At 53.6% G+C, this 18790-nt stretch carries 13 protein-coding genes and 1 riboswitch; of the genes, 11 read left to right on the top strand and 2 right to left on the bottom strand.

Going from position 1 to position 18790, the window contains the following annotated elements; translation table 11 throughout:
• Window positions 1-43 precede the first annotated feature (43 nt).
• The 3 genes from ACQY8X_RS08810 to ACQY8X_RS08800 all read left to right on the top strand — a co-directional run bounded on the left by ACQY8X_RS08810 (window position 44) and on the right by ACQY8X_RS08800 (window position 4367).
• Window positions 44-916 carry a carbon-nitrogen hydrolase family protein gene (locus ACQY8X_RS08810; RefSeq protein WP_428034773.1) on the top strand — a complete coding sequence of 291 codons (873 nt, stop codon included), beginning with the start codon at window positions 44-46 and terminating at the stop codon, window positions 914-916.
• A 208-nt stretch (window positions 917-1124) separates the two neighbouring features.
• Entirely contained in the window at window positions 1125-3449 is a 2325-nt protein-coding gene (locus ACQY8X_RS08805) for a putative bifunctional diguanylate cyclase/phosphodiesterase (protein ID WP_428034772.1), read from the top strand.
• Window positions 3450-3575: 126 nt separating this feature from the next.
• Window positions 3576-4367: a CLCA_X family protein gene (locus ACQY8X_RS08800; RefSeq protein ID WP_428034771.1), complete on the top strand. Its 792-nt coding sequence runs from the start codon at window positions 3576-3578 to the stop codon at window positions 4365-4367.
• A gap of 147 nt (window positions 4368-4514) precedes the next feature.
• Here ACQY8X_RS08800 and ACQY8X_RS08795 read toward each other — a convergent pair whose 3' ends face one another.
• Window positions 4515-4868, bottom strand: a complete 354-nt coding sequence (locus tag ACQY8X_RS08795) for a hypothetical protein (protein ID WP_428034770.1) — start codon at window positions 4866-4868, stop codon at window positions 4515-4517.
• 293 nt (window positions 4869-5161) lie between these two features.
• Complete coding sequence (locus tag ACQY8X_RS08790; protein WP_428034769.1) at window positions 5162-6979, bottom strand: autotransporter domain-containing protein; 1818 nt, start codon at window positions 6977-6979, stop codon at window positions 5162-5164.
• 251 nt (window positions 6980-7230) lie between these two features.
• Window positions 7231-7390: riboswitch (FMN riboswitch) on the top strand.
• Between the two features lie 111 nt (window positions 7391-7501).
• Between ACQY8X_RS08790 and ribB the strand changes: the two genes are divergently transcribed.
• The 8 genes from ribB (at window position 7502) to ACQY8X_RS08750 (ending at window position 18790) form a co-directional block, all read left to right on the top strand.
• Complete coding sequence (ribB, locus tag ACQY8X_RS08785) at window positions 7502-8158, top strand: 3,4-dihydroxy-2-butanone-4-phosphate synthase (RefSeq protein WP_428034768.1); 657 nt, start codon at window positions 7502-7504, stop codon at window positions 8156-8158.
• A gap of 426 nt (window positions 8159-8584) precedes the next feature.
• Window positions 8585-10444, top strand: coding sequence for a PHA/PHB synthase family protein (locus tag ACQY8X_RS08780; RefSeq protein WP_428034767.1), 1860 nt, complete (start codon window positions 8585-8587; stop codon window positions 10442-10444).
• A 284-nt stretch (window positions 10445-10728) separates the two neighbouring features.
• Window positions 10729-11616 carry an alkaline phosphatase family protein gene (locus ACQY8X_RS08775; protein WP_428034766.1) on the top strand — a complete coding sequence of 296 codons (888 nt, stop codon included), beginning with the start codon at window positions 10729-10731 and terminating at the stop codon, window positions 11614-11616.
• Window positions 11613-12392: an HAD family hydrolase gene (locus ACQY8X_RS08770; protein WP_428034765.1), complete on the top strand. Its 780-nt coding sequence runs from the start codon at window positions 11613-11615 to the stop codon at window positions 12390-12392. Before ACQY8X_RS08775 ends, ACQY8X_RS08770 begins: the two co-directional genes overlap by 4 nt.
• Window positions 12385-14424 carry an ABC transporter substrate-binding protein gene (locus tag ACQY8X_RS08765; RefSeq protein ID WP_428034764.1) on the top strand — a complete coding sequence of 680 codons (2040 nt, stop codon included), beginning with the start codon at window positions 12385-12387 and terminating at the stop codon, window positions 14422-14424. The genes ACQY8X_RS08770 and ACQY8X_RS08765 overlap by 8 nt, the downstream gene beginning before the upstream one ends.
• 168 nt (window positions 14425-14592) lie before the next feature.
• Window positions 14593-15780 carry an ABC transporter permease gene (locus ACQY8X_RS08760; protein ID WP_428034763.1) on the top strand — a complete coding sequence of 396 codons (1188 nt, stop codon included), beginning with the start codon at window positions 14593-14595 and terminating at the stop codon, window positions 15778-15780.
• Complete coding sequence (locus ACQY8X_RS08755; protein ID WP_428034762.1) at window positions 15780-17024, top strand: ABC transporter permease; 1245 nt, start codon at window positions 15780-15782, stop codon at window positions 17022-17024. The genes ACQY8X_RS08760 and ACQY8X_RS08755 overlap by 1 nt, the downstream gene beginning before the upstream one ends.
• Window positions 17024-18790, top strand: coding sequence for a dipeptide ABC transporter ATP-binding protein (locus ACQY8X_RS08750; RefSeq protein ID WP_428034761.1), 1767 nt, complete (start codon window positions 17024-17026; stop codon window positions 18788-18790). Before ACQY8X_RS08755 ends, ACQY8X_RS08750 begins: the two co-directional genes overlap by 1 nt.

Raw genomic sequence — 18790 nt, 5'->3', positions numbered from 1 at the left:
ATGGTCTGGCCGATATGGGTGCAGTTAGATTTGGAAGCAGTGGATGAAAAACGTCAAAGTAGCGGTCTCTCAGTATGACATCGGTTTTTTTACCCAATGGGCAGATTATGGCGACAAGTTAACCCGCTGGGTAAAAACCGCCGCCGATAACCGGGCGAAACTGCTGCTGTTTCCGGAATATGGCAGCATGGAGCTACCATCGTTGCTGGGGAATACTGTCTATAAAGACCTTCATGGTCAGCTGGACGCGATGCAGCCTCTCTATTCGCAATGGCAGGCGTTACATATCGAGCTGGCACGGCAGTTTGATCTGATGATCTTAGCGGCCTCTTTCCCGCTGCAGCAACCGGATGGCTCGTTTCGCAACCGCGCTAACCTCTATGGCCCGGATGGCCTGATCGGTTATCAGGACAAACTGATCATGACCCGCTTCGAAAATGAACAGTGGCGGGTGGCGGCAGGCAGAAAAATCAACGTGATAGAGTCTGATATCGGCAAACTCGGTATCAATATCTGTTACGACTCAGAGTTCCCTATGATTGCCCGGCAGCAGGTTGAAGCCGGGGCTAATCTGATACTGGTGCCCAGTTGTACTGATACTGAAGCCGGTTTCCACCGGGTACGGATCGGCTGTCAGGCCCGCGCTCTGGAGAATCAGTGTTATGTGCTGCAATCCCCCACCTTTGGCCGGGCGGATTGGTCAGAGGCGGTCGACGTCAACACCGGCCGGGCCAGCATCTACACTCCGGTCGATTATGGTTTTCCCGATAACGGCATCCTGGTTGAAGGCTCGCCAGACCGGGCCGAGTGGGTCTATGCCGAGCTGGATCTGGAGTCAATTGCCCGGGTGCGGGCAGAGGGACAGGTGTTTAACTACCGGGACTGGGACAAACAGCAGGGGTTGATATCGAAATGAGCCAACAGACGTTTAACTGAGCGGGCGGGTTTACACTCAGAGCTGTCGGGCTTAGAGATAGCCCGGGTCAGTCCGCTTAAGCACCGTTTTTCTTGATTGAAAACAACTTATTAGCGTGAAAAAAAGCAGGCTATGAAGCTGACTGGTTTTATACTGTGAGAATGTCATAGAATGGTCATTCTCTCAGTTAGGCTGCGTTGGTGTATCTGTGAACAAGCCTCTTCGTTATTCCCGCATTGAATGGCGGCGGCGTGCTGCAATCATTGCGTTTGCTATTTTTGCCTTTGTCAGTTACATCGTGCTGATCTCCCTCAGCCTGTACCATGCCAGAGAGCGGGAGTTAGAAACGGTGCTGACTCAGCAGACGAGTCTGGCGAAGGTGTTAGTGAGTCAGGCTGATGCTACCCTCAAAAAGATCGATACAGTTCTGCTCTCCGTGCAGCAAAAACTCTCCGAAACGCCAGCAGACCTTCGCCCAGCCCCCTCCGTTATGAATCAGATACTGGCGTCTCACCTTGCGCTGATTGGTGAATCACAGAGTCTTCGTGTGGCGGATGCTCAGGGACGGTTTATCTACGATGCTAGTGGTGTTCTCCATTCCGCGACTATCAGTGATCGGGAATATTTTTTACATAATCGTGACGACCCTAACGGCGAATTGGTCATCTCTGAACCGTTGTTTGCCCGCATCACCCATAACTGGGTGGTCACTGTCAGTCGGCGTATCAATGATGACAGGGGGGAGTTTGCAGGGCTGATCCAGGCAGCTGTACGAGCCGAATTTTTCGAGAACTTTTATGCGTCTCTCAATCTGGGAAAACCGTACAGTGTGACTCTGGTTGATGAAAAGTTGCGCATGCTGGCGCGTTTCCCCGCGACACAGGAACAGTTGGGTAAACCTATCATGAGTCCACTGTTGCGTGATTTTATCGCCAGTGGTGCCAGCGATACCCAGTACACGACCATCTCTGTAGTGGATAATGTGGAACGCAGTTATATGGTGCGTAAGGTCGGCCCCTATCCGCTCTACCTGATTATCGGCCACACTAAGAGCGATCAGCTGTCAGCATGGTACCAGCAGCTAGGCTGGAGTATTGTCGGCATCGTCGTCCTGGGCGGTGTACTGTTAGGCTGGATTGTAGTCTGGCTGCGTAGTTACGACTCGGCACTGGCGCTGGCGGGACGCATGACCTCGGCTTACGAAATAACACTGCAACGCATGCGACATCTTGCCGGGCATGATCCACTGACGGACTTACCAAACCGGGCTCTTCTGGAAGAACGGATGGCGGCGGCACTGGCTGAGACAAAGGGCCGCCGGGCGGATCTGGTGCTGATGTTTATTGATCTGGACCACTTCAAGGATATTAATGACACCCTCGGTCATGGAGTGGGTGACAAGCTGTTGGTACAGGTGGCAGAACGTTTGCGGCAAAGTCTGACGGATCAGGACACTATCAGCCGTCAGGGAGGTGACGAATTTGCCGTTCTGTTGCGGGGGTATGCCAGCCTGACCCGGGTGGCAGAAGTGGCGCAACGACTGATCGATGAGCTTGATCCTCCCTTTGTGGTCAATGAGCACGAACTACGGGTTACGGCGAGTATCGGTATCAGTGTCTATCCACAGGATGGTCCCGATATTGTTACGCTGCTGAAGAACGCGGACACCGCCATGTATCAGGCCAAAGCAGAAGGGGGACGAGGCTTTCATTTCTTCACTGAGGAGATGAATGCCCGGGTGCTTAACCGCGTTACCCTGGATAAAAATCTGCACTCTGCGCTGTTGAATCAGGAGTTTATTTTACACTATCAGCCGCAGGTTGACGGAGCCAGCGGACAGATCACCGGCGTCGAAGCCTTAATCCGCTGGCACCATCCGCAACAGGGGGAGATATCCCCGGCCCAGTTTATCCCGGCGGCGGAAGAAAGCGGTATCATTAACGGCATTGGCGACTGGGTTTTAAACCAGGCCTGTCTTCAGGCACGGCGCTGGCTTGATCTCGGCATGCCTGAGCTGACCATGGCGGTGAATATTTCAGCGGTGCAGCTGCGCCAGCCCGATTTTGTTGCGAAGGTGATGGCCGCGCTTTGCCGACATGGCCTGCCAGCCGAATATCTGGAACTGGAAATAACAGAAAGCGCGCTGATCCGGGATACTCAGCGAATTGTCCGTATCCTTAATGAGTTGCGTAAACAGGGGGTGCGACTCTCGGTGGATGATTTTGGCACGGGTTACTCCAGTCTGGCTTACCTGAAAAATCTGCCCTTCGATAAGATCAAGATCGATCAGTCCTTTATTCGGGGGATTCCTGAGAGAGAGGACGATACCGCAATCACTGAAGTGATTATTGGTATTGCTAAAAGCCTGAAAATGGAACTGATTGCAGAGGGAGTGGAAACCAAAGAGCAGTATGATTTTCTGTTACAGCACCATTGCCAGCAGATGCAGGGCTACTTTTTTGGCAAACCGGTGCCTGCGGCAGAGATTGAGCAGCGTTTGCTACAGAGTGTCGAAGCAAACCCCGGCCAATAACCGCAGATTAACGAGGTTTATGCCGTTTCTGTGAAGGGCGGCACCTTCCGGTATCGGTCAGATAGGTAATGAACAAAATAGCTGCGGCTTTTCCCAAGAAACCGTTTTTATGGTATTTCTGCAGTTATGACTTTATCCCGTGAATTTTATCGCCATGGCCCCGTTGTCCGACAGGGGCAACCCGTTACCTTCCTTGATGTCAGAAAACGCTTTGATTTCAGAACCATCGGCATTGGTCGCTGGGTGACGCAGCCGGAACAGGAAAGGGCCGCCGGACTGTTTTATGATGCACTGGTGGATCTGATGAGCATCTTAAACAGTCCCGAGACGCTGATATCCCTGCGCGGAACCCTGTCTTTGCAGTATGGGATCGGTGGGCGTCCCGGTGTCGCGGCGCATTATCAGCCATCCATCCGGTGCTTCTCGCTGGCTAAAAATGCCGGGCCTGGCAGTATTGCCCATGAGTGGTTTCATGCGCTGGACCACTACCTCGGCGGTATGGCGTTTGCTGATGCCCCGACAGGGATGTTTGCGTCAACAGCCTGGCTGGCAGATGCGACGCCGGTGGTTCATCCCTTGAATGATGATTTGTACGCCTGCTTCAAAGCCATAATGTTAGATGAGAATGGTGAGTCTCCCAGTGAGCTGTTTGAGGCATCCGTTAAGATCGACAGGGAGATGAATCAGGTTTACTACAGCCAGGTTGAAGAACTGTGCGCCCGGTCTTTTGAAGCCTTTGTTCAGGATGCGGCTATTTCGAATAATTTTCTGGTCTCCGGGACGAAAGCCACAGCTGAAGCCCGGCACGGCCTTTATCCGCAAGGCGAGCAGCGACAGCGAATCAACGCTGCGTTTCAGCGTTACTTTCATCGCCTGGGGGCGGCATTGAATCGGGAGATACGCAGCAATGCTGACTAAGGAGCAGGGAAGCGTATTAGAGTTTTCGCTGAGCACAGATGTTGGTCATAGCAGCGACTGAATGATCTCAAATATCACCACAGAGGGCACAGAGGGCACAGAGAACACAGAGGAGGCTGAGGTGATTTATCGGAACCTCTTTATTTCTCAGTTGATAAAGATCACTAACCCTAAAACAATAACTGCGGTGATAGCCCACATTTTAAGAATGCGTGGGCTTTTAATAAGACTCACTATATCGTCTGAATTTCCTCCCCTGAGACCATACAGAATTTCTAAATACTGAGGGTTAATAACGTCAGATAAAAATGCACGATCACTCAATATCAAATGAAGCCCTTTTTCATGATGATCAACTAAACTGGATTGGACAGCATAGATTGTATTACCCGCAGCATCTTGACCAAGAGCGTTGACGACAGACTCTAGCCCTCTCATTCTGAGAAGAAGATTCATCTCTTCAATAAATTTTTTATCTTTCGATTCTACGATATTAAACATTGGAGTAAGTATAACCTTGATTTAGCCTCCCCTTACCACATCACAAGATACATTTGGTATGTCGTCATAAAGGGCGTAATAACCTGCTAGCAAAATAAGCACTCATTATCCAGCCTGAGCAAACATGATAAAACCTATAGCGTCGGGCAGGGTCACTTGCTGCAAAAAATCTGTCGCTTTTTCTCACTCTTCTTTACTTCCGCTAGGTGGGTTTGAGGCACGAATCCCAATAGCAGTAATCGGGATGTGCCTCAAACATCAACCTCTCTTTATCTTTTAGTCCATATTTTCTTTTAGAACTTAAAGTTAAGCGCCAGGCTCAGGCGTGTATCTTCACTATCATCGTTGGCGACCATCTGCACAACGCGGCCACTCAATGAGGTTTGTTCTGAAATCTGGCCATTGATGCCCAGCGTAATCTGACCATAACTGTCATCCTCGCTGACAGATGGCAGACTAAAGCGGTTGTTGGGCATACTGGTCAGCGCAACTGAGACCGGGTCTGGATCGTTACCGAAACTCTGTGTCCAGACTGCCGCAGCGAAAGGTTGCCAGCGCCCTTGTGTCGACTGCAATTGCCAGCCCAGACTGCCGGTGAATTGATTACGGGTCTGGCTGTCATATTTCATCGCCGTGGCGCTGCCGGTTGAGCTCTCTTCGGTGAATCCAGACAGATCCTGCAGTTGGTAGCCCAGTCGCGCAATGGGGCCATGACTCAGGGAGTCACTGCTAAACAGGTAGTTTACGCCCAGTTGCATACTGATCTGGGTTCCCTCGGTGCTGCCTTTAACGGTGCGTGTCGCTGGTCCAAGATCAACCTTACGACGGGTGTCGTAGTCACCTTTGGTGACGACAATACTGGTCTGCCACTGCCATTGGGAACGTTGCCAGCCACTGTACAGACTGAAGGATCGGGCTTGGGTCTCGACAGAGCCACCCGACAGGTCAACATCGTCACGGCTGACATGAAAACCAAAGCCGAAACTGTGATCGGCATTACGCTGGGTAATACCTGCCCCGACAGAGGCCCGGCTGCCCTCAAGTTCGGCGTTGCCCGTACCGCCCTCTCCGATAACCCACAGATCGGTACTGTCTTCTGCTTGCAGAAAAGATTGTGCCAGCCGCCCATCAATTGAATCAACCAGGGCAAGCTGTTGGTAGTGAACAGCACGCCCCAGACCTTCGGCAAAGGCCGGCGCGGTGAGAACACTCTGCACGTAATCACTGATAATCTGGTGGCCGCCACTGGTTGGATGCACACCATCCGCATAGAGGAATGTCTGGTCAGTTCCGCTAGCATACCCTCCCGCACCTTCAACACAGAGCAGTGATGACGTTGTTCCACACGCAGGCGTAGTAACATTGGTAAAACCATACATTGCGGGTTGTGCTGAAACCTCCTTAAGCAGTGTAAACATGTCGACCGGTATCACCTCGACACCACTCGCCTGCAGAGTAGCCAGTAAAACACTGTTATAACCCGCAGACAGAGCGGTCAGGCTGGCGGCACCGGCTGTCCCCTGAGACGCGCCAAAGGGGGTTGCGCCGATATCGGGCAGGGTTGGCACCAGCAGATAACGTGCCCCCGCCGCTTTCAGTGCGGCTAGTGCCTGTACCTGCTCGCCGGTGGTGGTCGTGATATAACTGGTGATGTCAGCCGGAAGCACGCCGCCGCCAGCGATCCAGAAGATATCATTGGCTCCACCCCAGAGTGTGTACAGGGCATTGGGATCAGCAACACCGCCATTAGCGCTCAGGTAATTTTGTACCTGGGTTGCAATTGGTGTTGCGCCACTGGCAGGCGCCGCTCCAATACCGGGGCTGCCGCTAATGCGGGCACCGCCCTCCGCATAGTTAGTGCCGCCCTGGTTGGCAGGGCTCAGCGTTACCCCATACTGACCGGCGAGCAGTTCAGACCAGACGGGGCCTGGGTTGGTGGTGAATTTAGCGGCCCCGCTATACGTCGGGTCGACCACCTGCAGAAGCGGTAGAAATGAGCCGGAGTCGGTGAGGCTATCGCCAAAATAATAGGTATTACTGAAATCCGCCGCCTGAATCTGAGACGCCATTAGCACTGTTATCAGGGAGGAAAGAACTGTTTTGTGAGTCATTTTGCATTCCATGCTTATTATTCTCTATGAGTAAGAACAGGATATCTGAACTTAAGCAAAACCACCTGCCATCGCAATGGCAAAAAACGCAAGAATGTGTGGCAAATCAAGTCACGTGCGAATGTTTGTCGTCAGATTCTGCTTCACCTCTGCATTATAAGGAATTAACATGATCATCAGCGTCGCTGACTTAGTAACTTACTGAGTAGTGGTGCTTAGTCGGCAATCGTTGCCGGTTATAACTTTGTGATTAAAATTCTCAGGGCGGGGTGTAATTCCCCACCGGTGGTAGACAGGGTGCTGCGTACAGACAGTCACCAGGTAAGCCCACGAGCGCTCGATTCGTCGAGGTCAGCAGATCTGGTCCAATGCCAGAGCCGACGGTGATAGTCCGGATGAGAGAGAATGAATAAACACATCAGATACCGGGTGGGCGTAATCACGTCTGCCCATTTTTGTTTGGTGTTGCTTTTAATCCCTCAAAAACAGCCCTGATTCTGGTTAAATTTTAGGAGCTAAACCATGAATCAGTTTTCTTTACTTACCGAATTCGGTAACCCTGTTCTGCGTGTTGAACGCGCCCTTGAAGCCCTTCGACATGGTCAGGGCGTGCTGCTTTTAGACGATGAAGACCGCGAGAATGAAGGGGATATCATTTATGCCGCAGAAAGTCTTACCTCCTCGCAGATGGCGCTGATGATCCGTGAAGGCAGTGGAATTGTCTGCCTGTGCCTGACGGATGCTCAGGCCGATCAACTGGAGTTGCCTCCGATGGTGACTGTCAACAATAGTCAGAATCAGACCGCTTTTACGGTGTCAATTGAAGCGCGGCAAGGGGTCACCACCGGCGTCTCGGCTCAGGACCGGGTGACCACCATCCAAACCGCTATTTGTGCCGACGCCAAACCCAGCGATCTTGCCCGTCCAGGGCATATCTTTCCCCTGCGTGCGCGTCCGGGGGGCGTTTTAACCCGCCGCGGTCATACTGAAGGCACGGTAGACCTGATGCAGATGGCAGGGTTAGCCCCGGCGGGGGTTCTCTGCGAACTGACCAACCCCGATGGTAGTATGGCCAAAACCCCTGAGATCGTTGCTTTTGCCCACCTTCATCAGATGCCGGTGCTGACCATCGAAGATATTGTCCAGTATCACCAGCAATACCAACAACAGCTGGCCTGACAGGCACCTGAATGGCAGAGGGTCTCCTCTGCCTGTTTCCTGCCCATCTCACCGGCATGACGCACCACTTTCAAAGGGTATTCCTGCCCGGATAGGGTTATCTTACTGCCTTTGACAGTTCCCTTGTTTGCGGTTTTTTACCCTCTGTATCCGGGTTGTCATCGATTCGGGATAATCTGGATTTGAGTCATAGACAGCGCAGCTGTAAGACGACTATGTTTATCAGTGAACAGTGGTTGCGGCGCAGGATGGAACGGAAGCCGGTTGTCAGTAGTCATACAGATTAGCTGAGGCTCCCCATGGGCTGCCAACATGCTGATACCCGCCGTCGGTCAGGTAGATAAATATCGGGCAGTGCGATGATCGTAATGCCTTGAGGATAGGGGCCGTTCAGATGCTGGATGGCCAGAAGAACAGGAGTTCAACATGTCATTGACATTAACAACAACGCCAGATCTGAAACCAGACAACGAAGCAGTTGCCGCGTCATCGCAAGCGCCGCAGGCAGAACCCTCTTTTATCGGTCCACATCATAAGTTGCCATCGTTTTCTGAGACGACCGATGATGTGCCGGAGATCGACCGCATCCTGCATGCGGTGCTGGGGAAGGTGTACGGAGTATCGCCGGTCGCTCTGGGTTTAACCTATATGGACTGGATCAGCCATCTGGCCCTCTCTCCCGGTAAACAGGCTTTGCTGGCTCAAAGTGCGGCCGAGAAGATGAAGTTTCTTGCCCGTTTTGCCGTATGTCAGGCTCTGGGGCCGGAGCTGGCAGAGAACCCATCGGAGAGCTGTGTTGAGCCATTGCCTCAGGACCAGCGCTTTGATGATGAGGCGTGGCAGCAGTGGCCTTATAATTTTTACCAGCAGGCGTTCCTGCAAGCCGAGCGCTGGTGGGATGAAGCCACTGCTGTTCGCGGGATGACACAGCACCACGCCGCCATCCGTCCGTTTATCGCCCGGCAGCTGCTGGATATGTGGTCACCACTCAACTTCCCTCTGACCAATCCGCGCATTCAGCAAGCGACGCAGGAGCAGGGGGGGCTTAATTTTTATCAGGGGGCCCGTAACTTTATCGAGGACTGGCAGCGTTCAGTCGAGAAAAAGCCTGCTGTTGGCATGGAAGCGTTTGAGGTCGGTCGCAATATCGCGGTGACGCCGGGCAAGGTAGTGTATCAGAACCACCTGATCGAGCTGATTCAGTATGCCCCGGCAACGGCGGATGTGTACGCTGAGCCGGTGCTGATTGTCCCCGCCTGGATTATGAAATATTACATCCTTGATCTTTCTCCGGAAAACTCGCTGGTGAAGTATCTGGTGGATCAGGGGCATACGGTATTTATGATCTCCTGGCGAAATCCCGGGGCTGAAGACCGTGAACTGGGCAATGGGGATTACCGTGAGCAGGGGATTATGGACTCGCTTGCGGCGATCAATGCCATCGTGCCGCAACAGAAGGTTCATGCTGTCGGTTACTGTCTTGGCGGCACACTGCTGTCCATCGCTGCCGCAGCAATGGCGCGGGAGGGCGATGACCGGCTGAAAAGCATCACCCTGTTTGCCGCCCAGGTCGACTTTGAGGAAGCGGGCGAGTTGCTGATGTTTATCGACGAAGATCAGCTTGCGTGGCTGGAAGACAGTATGTGGGACAAGGGCTATCTCGACCGCCATCAGATGGTCGGCGCGTTTCAGCTGCTGCGTTCCCGTGATCTGATCTGGTCGCGGATGATCGAGAACTATCTGCTCGGTAAGCGTACGCCACCGAACGATATGATGGCCTGGAACGCCGATGCCACCCGCATGCCTTATAAGATGCACAGCGAATATCTGCGCGATCTGTTTCTCAACAATGATCTGGCAGAGGGGCACTATATTGTCGACGGACGGCCCATTGCCCTCACCGATATCCGGGTGCCGGTGTTTGCTGTGGGGACGCAGCGAGACCATGTGGCTCCCTGGCGCTCGGTGTACAAAATCAAGCTGCTCACCGACACCGATGTCACCTTCCTGCTGACCAGTGGTGGTCATAATGCCGGTATTGTCAGTGAACCGGGGCATCCGCACCGCCATTATCAGATCGAAACCATGAAAAGCACGGATCAGTATGTTTCGCCTCAAGAGTGGAGCGAACGCACTCCCTCCCAGGAGGGATCATGGTGGCCGCAATGGCAGACCTGGCTGAGACAGCACTCCGAAGGCGAGATCAAACCGCCGCAAACCGGTGCACCGGATAAGGGTTATCCTGTGCTGCGTGATGCGCCGGGTGAATATGTCCTGATGCAGTAATCGCTCAGGCTTTATCTTAGCGGCTGATGGGGTCACTCAGACGCCGCTACCTTGCTTCTGCTGCCAGATAGCGAGTTTGCTTTTTCTGCCTACGACTGCCTTTCAGTAAGGGCGCTCAATGGCTTCTTTCAACGTAACTCATCATTCAGATGTATAACTAAAACTTTGCCTTACAACTGTTTCTATAGGGTTGTAATAAAAATATCTTTTATCTGTCCTCTGGGATTCACAATTCGTCCGTAAGCTTCTGACCCATGATATGCAATTCGGGTCTGGTTGAAGATATGTCGAACAAAGTGATACTGGTGGTGCTGGATGGTCTTGCCTATGAGACCGCGCAGCAGTGTATGGGATTTATTCAGGGGCTGGTGGAACTAAGCCAGACGACAGGACGAAAGGCGACGCTGTATAAACTGCAGTCTGAATTGCCGTCGATGTCACGGCCACTGTATGAAGCGATTCTCACCGGTGTCGCACCCGCCGAGAGCGGTATTGTTCACAACCATATTGTCCGCAACTCTGATCAGCAAAGTGTCTTTAGTCTGGCCCGTGGTGCCGGACTAACCACCGCAGCGGCGGCCTATCACTGGTTTAGTGAGCTGTATAACCGCTGCCCCTACGATGCGGTGCGTGACCGTTTTACCGATGATCCTGAACTGCTGATTCAGCACGGTATCTTCTACCATCAGGATCAATACCCGGATAGCCACCTCTATCTGGACGCTGAATGGCTGCGTCGTCAGCATGATCCCGATTTTCTCCTGGTACATCCGATGAATATCGACGATGCCGGTCACCGGGCCGGGTTAGATAGTGCTCACTATCGCAATACCGCCCGCCATTCTGATACTTATCTCTCTGAGCACCTGGTGCAGTGGATCGACGCGGGTTATCAGATTCTGATCACCGCCGATCACGGCATGAATATCGACAAAAGCCATGGCGGTACCCTGGCTGAGGAGCGTGACGTCCCCCTCTATGTGATCGGTGATGGCTTCTCCCATGATGCGGATGCCGCTCCCCGGCAGCTTGAACTGTGCGGCACGGTGTGTGAGCTGCTGGGAATTGAAGGCCATCAGAAGCCGGTGGCGGCTGCGCTGCTGAACAAAGAGCTTAATCAAGAGCTTAATCAAGAGCTTAATCAAGGGCTTAATCAAGGGCTGAACCGATGACCCTGGCGATCTTTGATCTGGATGAAACCCTGCTCGCCGGTGACAGCTGCACTCTGTTCTGCCAGTTTCTGGTGGATGAGGGGATCGCTGCGGCCGATTTTCTGCAACAGGATGCGCTGATGATGCAGCGCTATCATGCGCAGACGCTGGTATTGGCTGACTATATCCGTTTTCTGCTGGAGCCGGTGATGCATCTCTCCGTTGATGAGATTGATGCCTTGATGCCCGCGTTTGTGGCGCGTTATATCACCCCGCGAATCTATCCCGAAGCCCGGCAGTTGCTGGCCGATTATCAACAGCAGGGGCTGCGGCCGCTGATTATCTCTGCCACCTCCGAGTTTATTGTCAGGGCAGTGGCGGTGCAGCTGGGGGTCAGTGATCTGCTGGCGATTCAGCTGCACACCGAGAATAACGTTTATACCGGTGATGTCCGTGGTGTGCCGACTTTCCGCGAAGGCAAGGTGACCCGCCTGCATAGCTGGCTGGCGGAGCAGCAGGAGAGCCTCGACGGCGCGCTGTTTTACAGTGATTCCATTAATGATTTGCCGTTGCTGGAACAGGTTGCATTCCCGGTGGCCGCTAATCCCGATCAACCGCTGCTGGCGATTGCCAGTCAGCGCAACTGGCCAGTGCTGCAATGGAGTGCTCCGAAATGGACAGCTCCGAAATGGACAGCTCCGACATGGACCGCTCCGAAATCGACTGCCTCAGAGTTAAACCGATCTACCCCAACCCACGATCAACCCTTATCACGACAGGAGCAAAACCATGTCTAAACTTTTCATCGCAGGTGCTATGGCACTGATGGCGGGTAACGCACTGGCTGCATGCCCGGCGGTTACCGGACCCGACGCGGGTGGTGCCTATCCACATCTGTTTGAAAAAGCGGAATTTGAAAGCCAGCAGGGCTGCACCCTGAACTTCAGTGAAAACCCGGCGATCAGTCAACTCAATAGTCGCATAGCCGGTAACCCTGAACTGTTACCCCTGGCCCAGCGCCTGCCGCAGGAGCCATTAGTGATTGCCCCTTACCAGAGCATCGGTGTGTATGGCGGTGTGCTGGATGGCATCTCTAAAGCGACTGAGTCCGGCACCTCTGATCTGTTGTCTGTGCGCCATGTAAACCTGGTACGTTTCAGCGATGACCTGGCAACTGTCGTGCCTAACGTGGCGAAATCCTGGGAATGGAACCCTGACTTCACCGTACTGAAAGTGAACCTGCGCAAAGGCCATAAGTGGTCTGATGGTGTGCCGTTTACCGCCGCCGATATTGTCTTCTGGTACAACAACATGCTGATGGACAGTCATGTTATTGAGAAGCCAAAAGATCGCTTCCTGTCGGCTGGTAAGCCGGTGAAAGTTGAAGCCCTGGATGACACCACCGTGCAGTTCACCATGAATGAACCGGCGCCGGGTTATCTGGATAATTTTGCCCAGGACTATGCCCAGCCATTCCTGCCCAAGCATCTGTTGGAAAAATTCCACCCAACCTTTAACAAAGATGCCGATAAACTGGCGCAGTCACTGGGCTTCGACGACGGCTATGCGCTGGTTAACTTCTATTACGGTCAGTCTGACTGGAAAGATATCCCGACGCCGCTGCTGAGAGATAAAGCCGCCACTGAACGTCTGGTGAAAGCCGGCTACACCGCCGTTATGCCGACCCTTGAGTCGCATCTGGTGGTTGAAGATACCCTGGAAAAACGTCACCTGGTGGCTAACCCTTACTTCTTCCAGGTGGATACGGCGGGTAACCAACTGCCCTATATCAATGAGATTAACGAAGTCTTTATCGGCGATGAAGATATTCAGACCGCGAAGCTGATCTCCGGTGATGTCGACTATAAAGCCCAGGCGGTTAACCTGCCGCAGGCACCGGTGCTGCTGGAAAACAAAGAGCAGGGCAAATATACCGTGGCGCTGCGTCCGACCATCGCGCAGACCACCATCGCTTTCAACCTGACCGATAAAGATATCGAGAAGCGGGCGGTGTTTAACGACGTTAACTTCCGCCGGGCGATGTCGGTTGCCATGAACCGTAATCAGATCAATGAGATCGCCTATTTCGGACTGGGTACACCCACCCAGTACACCGGGTTTGACGCTGATACCACGCCGTTTATCACTGATAAACAGAAAAACAGCTGGATTCAGTTCGACCCGAAACTGGCCGGTGAACTGCTGGACAAAGCCGGTGTTGTGGATAAAGACGGTGATGGCCTGCGGGATCTGCCATCCGGTAAGAAATTTGAGCTGAACATCCAGTACGCCACTCAGGGTACCCCCACTGAAGTGGTTGAGATCGTGGCAAAAAGCTGGAGCGATGTGGGGGTGAAAACCACCATTAAGGAAGTGACCTCAGATGAGTACCGTAACTCTCAGACAGCCAACGACCTGAGTGTGCTGAGCTGGGTGATGGGCCGTCCGCTGGCCAATATCGCCAGCAACACCGAGACCCTGGTGCCGCCGTATGGCAGCTTCTTCGATCTGCGTACCGGTATGCTGTGGTCGCAGTATCTCGACACTAACGGTGCTGAAGGTGTTGCCCCGCCTGCGACTGTCGCTGAGATGAAGAAACTGGCGGATCGCTTCGTGACTCTGCAAGCGGGTACGGAAGAGTCTAACAAAGTGGGCAGCCAGATCGCTGACCGGGTGGTGGATGACCTGTTTATCATCGGTACGGTAAAAGCGGTTTCTCCCGTCTATTACAGCGATGCGCTGAAAAACTTTGAAGTGCCAAAGACCTCCTCGTATGAGTTCTATCGCATGTATCCCTACCTGCCAACTCAGTGGTATCTGGGCAAATAACCCTTAACTGCCTGTAAAAGGGAGAGGCCGTGTCTCTCCCTTTTAGTCGTTTATCGGTTAAACGCAGTTTATTCACCCAATCCTCAGCACTGGGAATTGGGTGAGTAAGCTGAAGCAAAACTCTGTCGAGAAATGTGTGTTTAAAAAGCGCTTATTGTTGAGGCCATCATGGTGATTATTCAATTTTTATCTGCTACCTGGCTGCTGTGGATTCTCCTCAGCGTCGGCGGGCTGCTGTGGTGGAGTGGCCGCGACAGTCAGTATTTTAATTATGTGTTCAATCGTTATCTGCTGGCGCTGGCCACCCTGCTGTTGGTAAGCGGCATCGTATTCTCGCTGATGGAGGTGTTGCCAGGGGACTGTGCCGAGAAGTATATCGCCTATAAAAACACCCAGGGCGAGACCATCACTCAGGCGGATATTCAGGCAGAACGGGTGCGTATGGGGCTGGATAAGTCACTGCCGGAACGCTGGGGCCGCTGGGTCACCAACCTGACCCTGCGCGGCGATCTGGGCTTTAGTTGTGCCAAGCGTCAGTCGGTGAATCTGGCACTGGGCGACCGTTTCTGGATGAGCTTTATGTTCTGTATTGCCGGGCTGGTATTCGCTTATCTGATCGCAGTGCCGTTTGGCATCCTGTCCGCGTTCACCATTAATAAATCCTGGACGGATAAAAACCCACAACACAGCAAAGCCGAACAGCTGCTCGGCACGGCGATTCTCAGCCTGCAAAAAGTGCTGGATCTGCTGTTGCGAATTATCAGTTATCTGGGCCTGGCGCTGCCTAACTTTCTGTTGGCGCTGACGATTATTCTGCTTTATGTGTTTGCTGGCGAGCCGATGCCTACCGGGCTGTTTTCCGACCAGTGGGCCAATGTGCCCTGGTTTGGCGCTGATGGTTTTAGCACCGGCAAACTGTATGACTTTCTCGGTCATATCTGGTTGCCGATCTTCGTTATCGGCTGGTCGGCCACTGCGTTGCAGCTGCAAACGGTGCGTGCGCTGGTGGTGGATGAGTCCAATAAGCTCTATGTCGATGCGGCCCGCGCCCGGGGCGTAGACGGGGTTGCTCTCTGGGCGGGTTATCCGGTGCGTCACTCCATCAGCCCACTGTTTAACTCCATCGGTTTTGACTTTCAGCGGGTGTTTAATGATCTGCCGATTGTAGCGGTGGTGATCGGCCTGACCGATTCGGCGGCCTTGCTGATCGAGGCGCTGTCTATGACCAACGATCAGGAACTGGCGGCCGGTATTCTGTTTCTGGTGGCGCTGGTGGTGATCAGTATGAACTTTATAACCGATGTGGTGTTGGCGGCAATCGATCCACGTGTACGTAAGAGTGTATTGGGGAACTGATGATGACTGCACTATTAGCCCGCTTCCGGCGTAAACAGAAGCCAGAAAATGATGAGTCTTACTACACCGCCGGACAATTGGCGCTGATTAAGGCGCGCTTTAAACGCAAAACCTCCGGGGTGGTAGCGGCCTGGATATTGGGTACGCTGGTGCTGATGGGGTTTTTTGCCGGATTCTTTTCCCCGGTTGATCCGACTATTCGCGGTGCCGATGCTGAGTACCGGCGCGGAGTGCCACAGCTGATCTACTTCTGGGATGATAACGGTTTCTCGCTGCGACCGTTCACCTACACCTATACCAAAGCGAAAAGCAAAATAGATCTGAAGGCGCTGGCCGGTGGCAGCCTGGATGCACTGGATGCGTTTACCTCCAGCGGTGCGCTGAACTCCTCCAGCCAGAACCAGTTTGAGGTGGATAAGCAGCAGCGCCGCTATATTCAGTTCTTTGTTAAAGGCTGGGAGTACAGTCTGATCGATCTGAGCGTGGGCGGTCTGAATCTGGACCTGCGCTGGGACCGGCATCTGTTCGGCGTTGAGCAGGGGCAGATCCACCTGATGGGCACCGATGAGGATGGTAAGGATGTCTTCAGTCGCACCCTGCACGCAGTCTGGGTGACCATCAGTATCGCCATTGTGGCGCTGGTGGTGAAGCTGTTTGCGTCGCTGTTTGTCGGTGGTGTCAGCGGTTATTTTGGTGGCCGGGTAGACACCATTATGATGAGTATCACCGAAGCAGTACGGGTGATTCCGCCGATACCGATCTACCTCGCCTGTGCCGTGGCGCTGGCGCAGCTCGATCTGACCCCGGTGCAGCGTTACTTTGCCATTGCCGTGGTGATTGGCTCACTGGATTTTGCCACTCTGGGGCGGCGGCTGCGCACCCATATTCTCACCGAACGTAATCAGGATTATGTGCTGGCAGCACAGTTGTGTGGCTCCAGCACCTGGCGGATTATCTGGCGTCATCTGATCCCCAGTTTTACCAGCTATATCATCGTCGACACCCTGATCAACTTCCCCTATGTGATTCTGGCGGAAACCAGCCTCAGCTTCCTGGGATTAGGGCTGACCGAGCCGGTCAACAGTCTGGGAGTGCTGCTGCAAAAAGCGCAGGACCCGGACATTCAGCAGAATATGGTCTGGCAGTTCTTTCCGGTGCTGGTGTTTGTGTTCCTGATTATGGCGTTTGTATTTGTCGGTGATGCCCTGCGCGATGCCGCTGATCCCTATTCGGAGAAAAAGTGATGACCGGAAGCAGAAATTTACTTGAGATTCGCGACCTGACTATCGATTTTAATACCGATGAGGGTCGGGTACGGGCGGTGGATAATCTCAATCTGAGCATCCGTCCCGGTGAAGTGATGGGGCTGGTGGGGGAGAGTGGCTCGGGCAAATCGATTACGGCAAAAAGCATTATGCGCCTGGCACCGGGTAATGCGGTGATTCAGCATCCCAGCCAGATCACTCTGAACCATCAGGGGCAGGATGTGAACATTCTGAAACTGCGCGGTCGTGATCTGCGGCTGGTGCGCGGTGATGCGGTGTCGATGATCTTTCAGGAGCCGATGGCCAGCTTTGCTCCGGCCATCCGCATCAGTGATCAGATTATTCAGACCATGCAGATCCATCTGGGCTATGACAAAGATCAGGCCCGTCGCGCCGGTATCGAACTGTTCGACCGGGTCGGTATTGTCGATCCGGCGAAACGCTTTGATCAGTATGTGTTTGAACTCTCTGGCGGCATGCGTCAGCGGGCGATGATCGCCATGGCGCTATCGACTCAGCCAAAACTGCTGATTGCCGATGAACCCACTACCGCACTGGATGTGACCATTCAGGCGCAGGTGCTGGACCTGATGATGGAACTGCGGGAACAGCTGGGGATGGCGATGCTGTTTATCACCCACGATCTCGGTGTGGTGTCCAAAATTGCCGATAATGTGACGGTGATGCAGCGGGGCGAAGTGGTCGAGGCGGGCGGTGCTGACCAGGTGTTGTTTCAGCCGCAACACCCCTATACCCGTCGTCTGCTGGATGCCTTGCCGCATCTGGAAAATCTGCCGGAAGCGCCGCAACATACGCCGGAGCCGCTGCTGTCGGTGAAGGATCTGTCGATCAGCTATCCGGTGTCGGGTAAGGGGCGCAAAACGGAGCTGTTTAGCGCGGTGAAGAATATCAGCCTGGATCTGCCGGAAGGGCAGATTATCGGTTTGGTGGGCGAGAGTGGCTCCGGCAAGACCTCGCTGGGTAAGGCGATGCTGGGGGCAGCACCGATCAGCAGCGGTCATGTTGAATACCATCACACCAAAAAGAAAGTGAAGTTTGGCGCCGGCAAAGCGATTAAACGCAAACGGCTGGCGCGCACCGCGCAACTGGTGTTTCAGGACCCTTATAGTTCGCTGAATCCGCGGATGACGGTGCGCGATATTATCGCGGAACCGCTGGAAGCGATGAAACTGACGAAAAACCGCGCCGAGACCGATCAGCGGGTGATCGAGGTGGCGAAACGCTGCCATATTGAGGTGGAGCACCTGCGCCGCTTCCCCCATGCGTTTTCCGGTGGTCAGCGACAGCGCATCAGCATCGCCCGGGCGCTGGTGTGCAACCCCAAATTTATTGTTGCGGATGAATCGGTTGCGGCGCTGGATGTGTCGATTCAGGCGGAAATTCTGAATCTGTTGAAACAGCTGAAAGATGAGCTGGGGCTGACCATCCTGTTTATCTCCCATGACCTGAGTGTGATCGCCAACCTGTGTGACTGGGTATGTGTGATGCGCTATGGCGAGCTGGTGGAGCAGGGCACGGTGCGGCAGATCTTCCTTGACCCGCAACAGGATTATACCCAGAAACTGATCGCCTCTATTCCGCTGCTGAACTCGCCCGAGGGGCGACCACCGCGCAGTCCTGATCTGTTGCAGATTGCAGAGTCGTTCGACGAGCAGTTTGATGACCCGTTTGATGTTCTGAGTGACGGACAAGCGGTTAATAGTTTCGTGCAGGAGAGAGTTTGA

It is taken from the genome of Amphritea sp. (assembly GCF_050300915.1).
GTDB lineage: Bacteria > Pseudomonadota > Gammaproteobacteria > Pseudomonadales > Balneatricaceae > Amphritea.
The sequence above is the reverse complement of the archived record's forward strand: the minus strand, read 5'-3'. Positions and strand labels throughout refer to the sequence as shown.

Bases quoted from the DNA above. Each gene is read 5' to 3' on its own strand.
- ACQY8X_RS08760 (WP_428034763.1), top strand. From the start codon at position 14,593: ATGGTGATTATTCAATTTTTATCTGCTACCTGGCTGCTGTGGATTCTC.
- ACQY8X_RS08755 (WP_428034762.1), top strand. From the start codon at position 15,780: ATGATGACTGCACTATTAGCCCGCTTCCGGCGTAAACAGAAGCCAGAA.
- ACQY8X_RS08800 (WP_428034771.1), top strand. From the start codon at position 3,576: ATGACTTTATCCCGTGAATTTTATCGCCATGGCCCCGTTGTCCGACAG.
- ACQY8X_RS08770 (WP_428034765.1), top strand. From the start codon at position 11,613: ATGACCCTGGCGATCTTTGATCTGGATGAAACCCTGCTCGCCGGTGAC.
- ACQY8X_RS08775 (WP_428034766.1), top strand. From the start codon at position 10,729: ATGTCGAACAAAGTGATACTGGTGGTGCTGGATGGTCTTGCCTATGAG.
- ACQY8X_RS08795 (WP_428034770.1), bottom strand. From the start codon at position 4,868: ATGTTTAATATCGTAGAATCGAAAGATAAAAAATTTATTGAAGAGATG.
- ACQY8X_RS08790 (WP_428034769.1), bottom strand. From the start codon at position 6,979: ATGACTCACAAAACAGTTCTTTCCTCCCTGATAACAGTGCTAATGGCG.
- ribB (WP_428034768.1), top strand. From the start codon at position 7,502: ATGAATCAGTTTTCTTTACTTACCGAATTCGGTAACCCTGTTCTGCGT.
- ACQY8X_RS08765 (WP_428034764.1), top strand. From the start codon at position 12,385: ATGTCTAAACTTTTCATCGCAGGTGCTATGGCACTGATGGCGGGTAAC.
- ACQY8X_RS08810 (WP_428034773.1), top strand. From the start codon at position 44: ATGAAAAACGTCAAAGTAGCGGTCTCTCAGTATGACATCGGTTTTTTT.
- ACQY8X_RS08750 (WP_428034761.1), top strand. From the start codon at position 17,024: ATGACCGGAAGCAGAAATTTACTTGAGATTCGCGACCTGACTATCGAT.
- ACQY8X_RS08780 (WP_428034767.1), top strand. From the start codon at position 8,585: ATGTCATTGACATTAACAACAACGCCAGATCTGAAACCAGACAACGAA.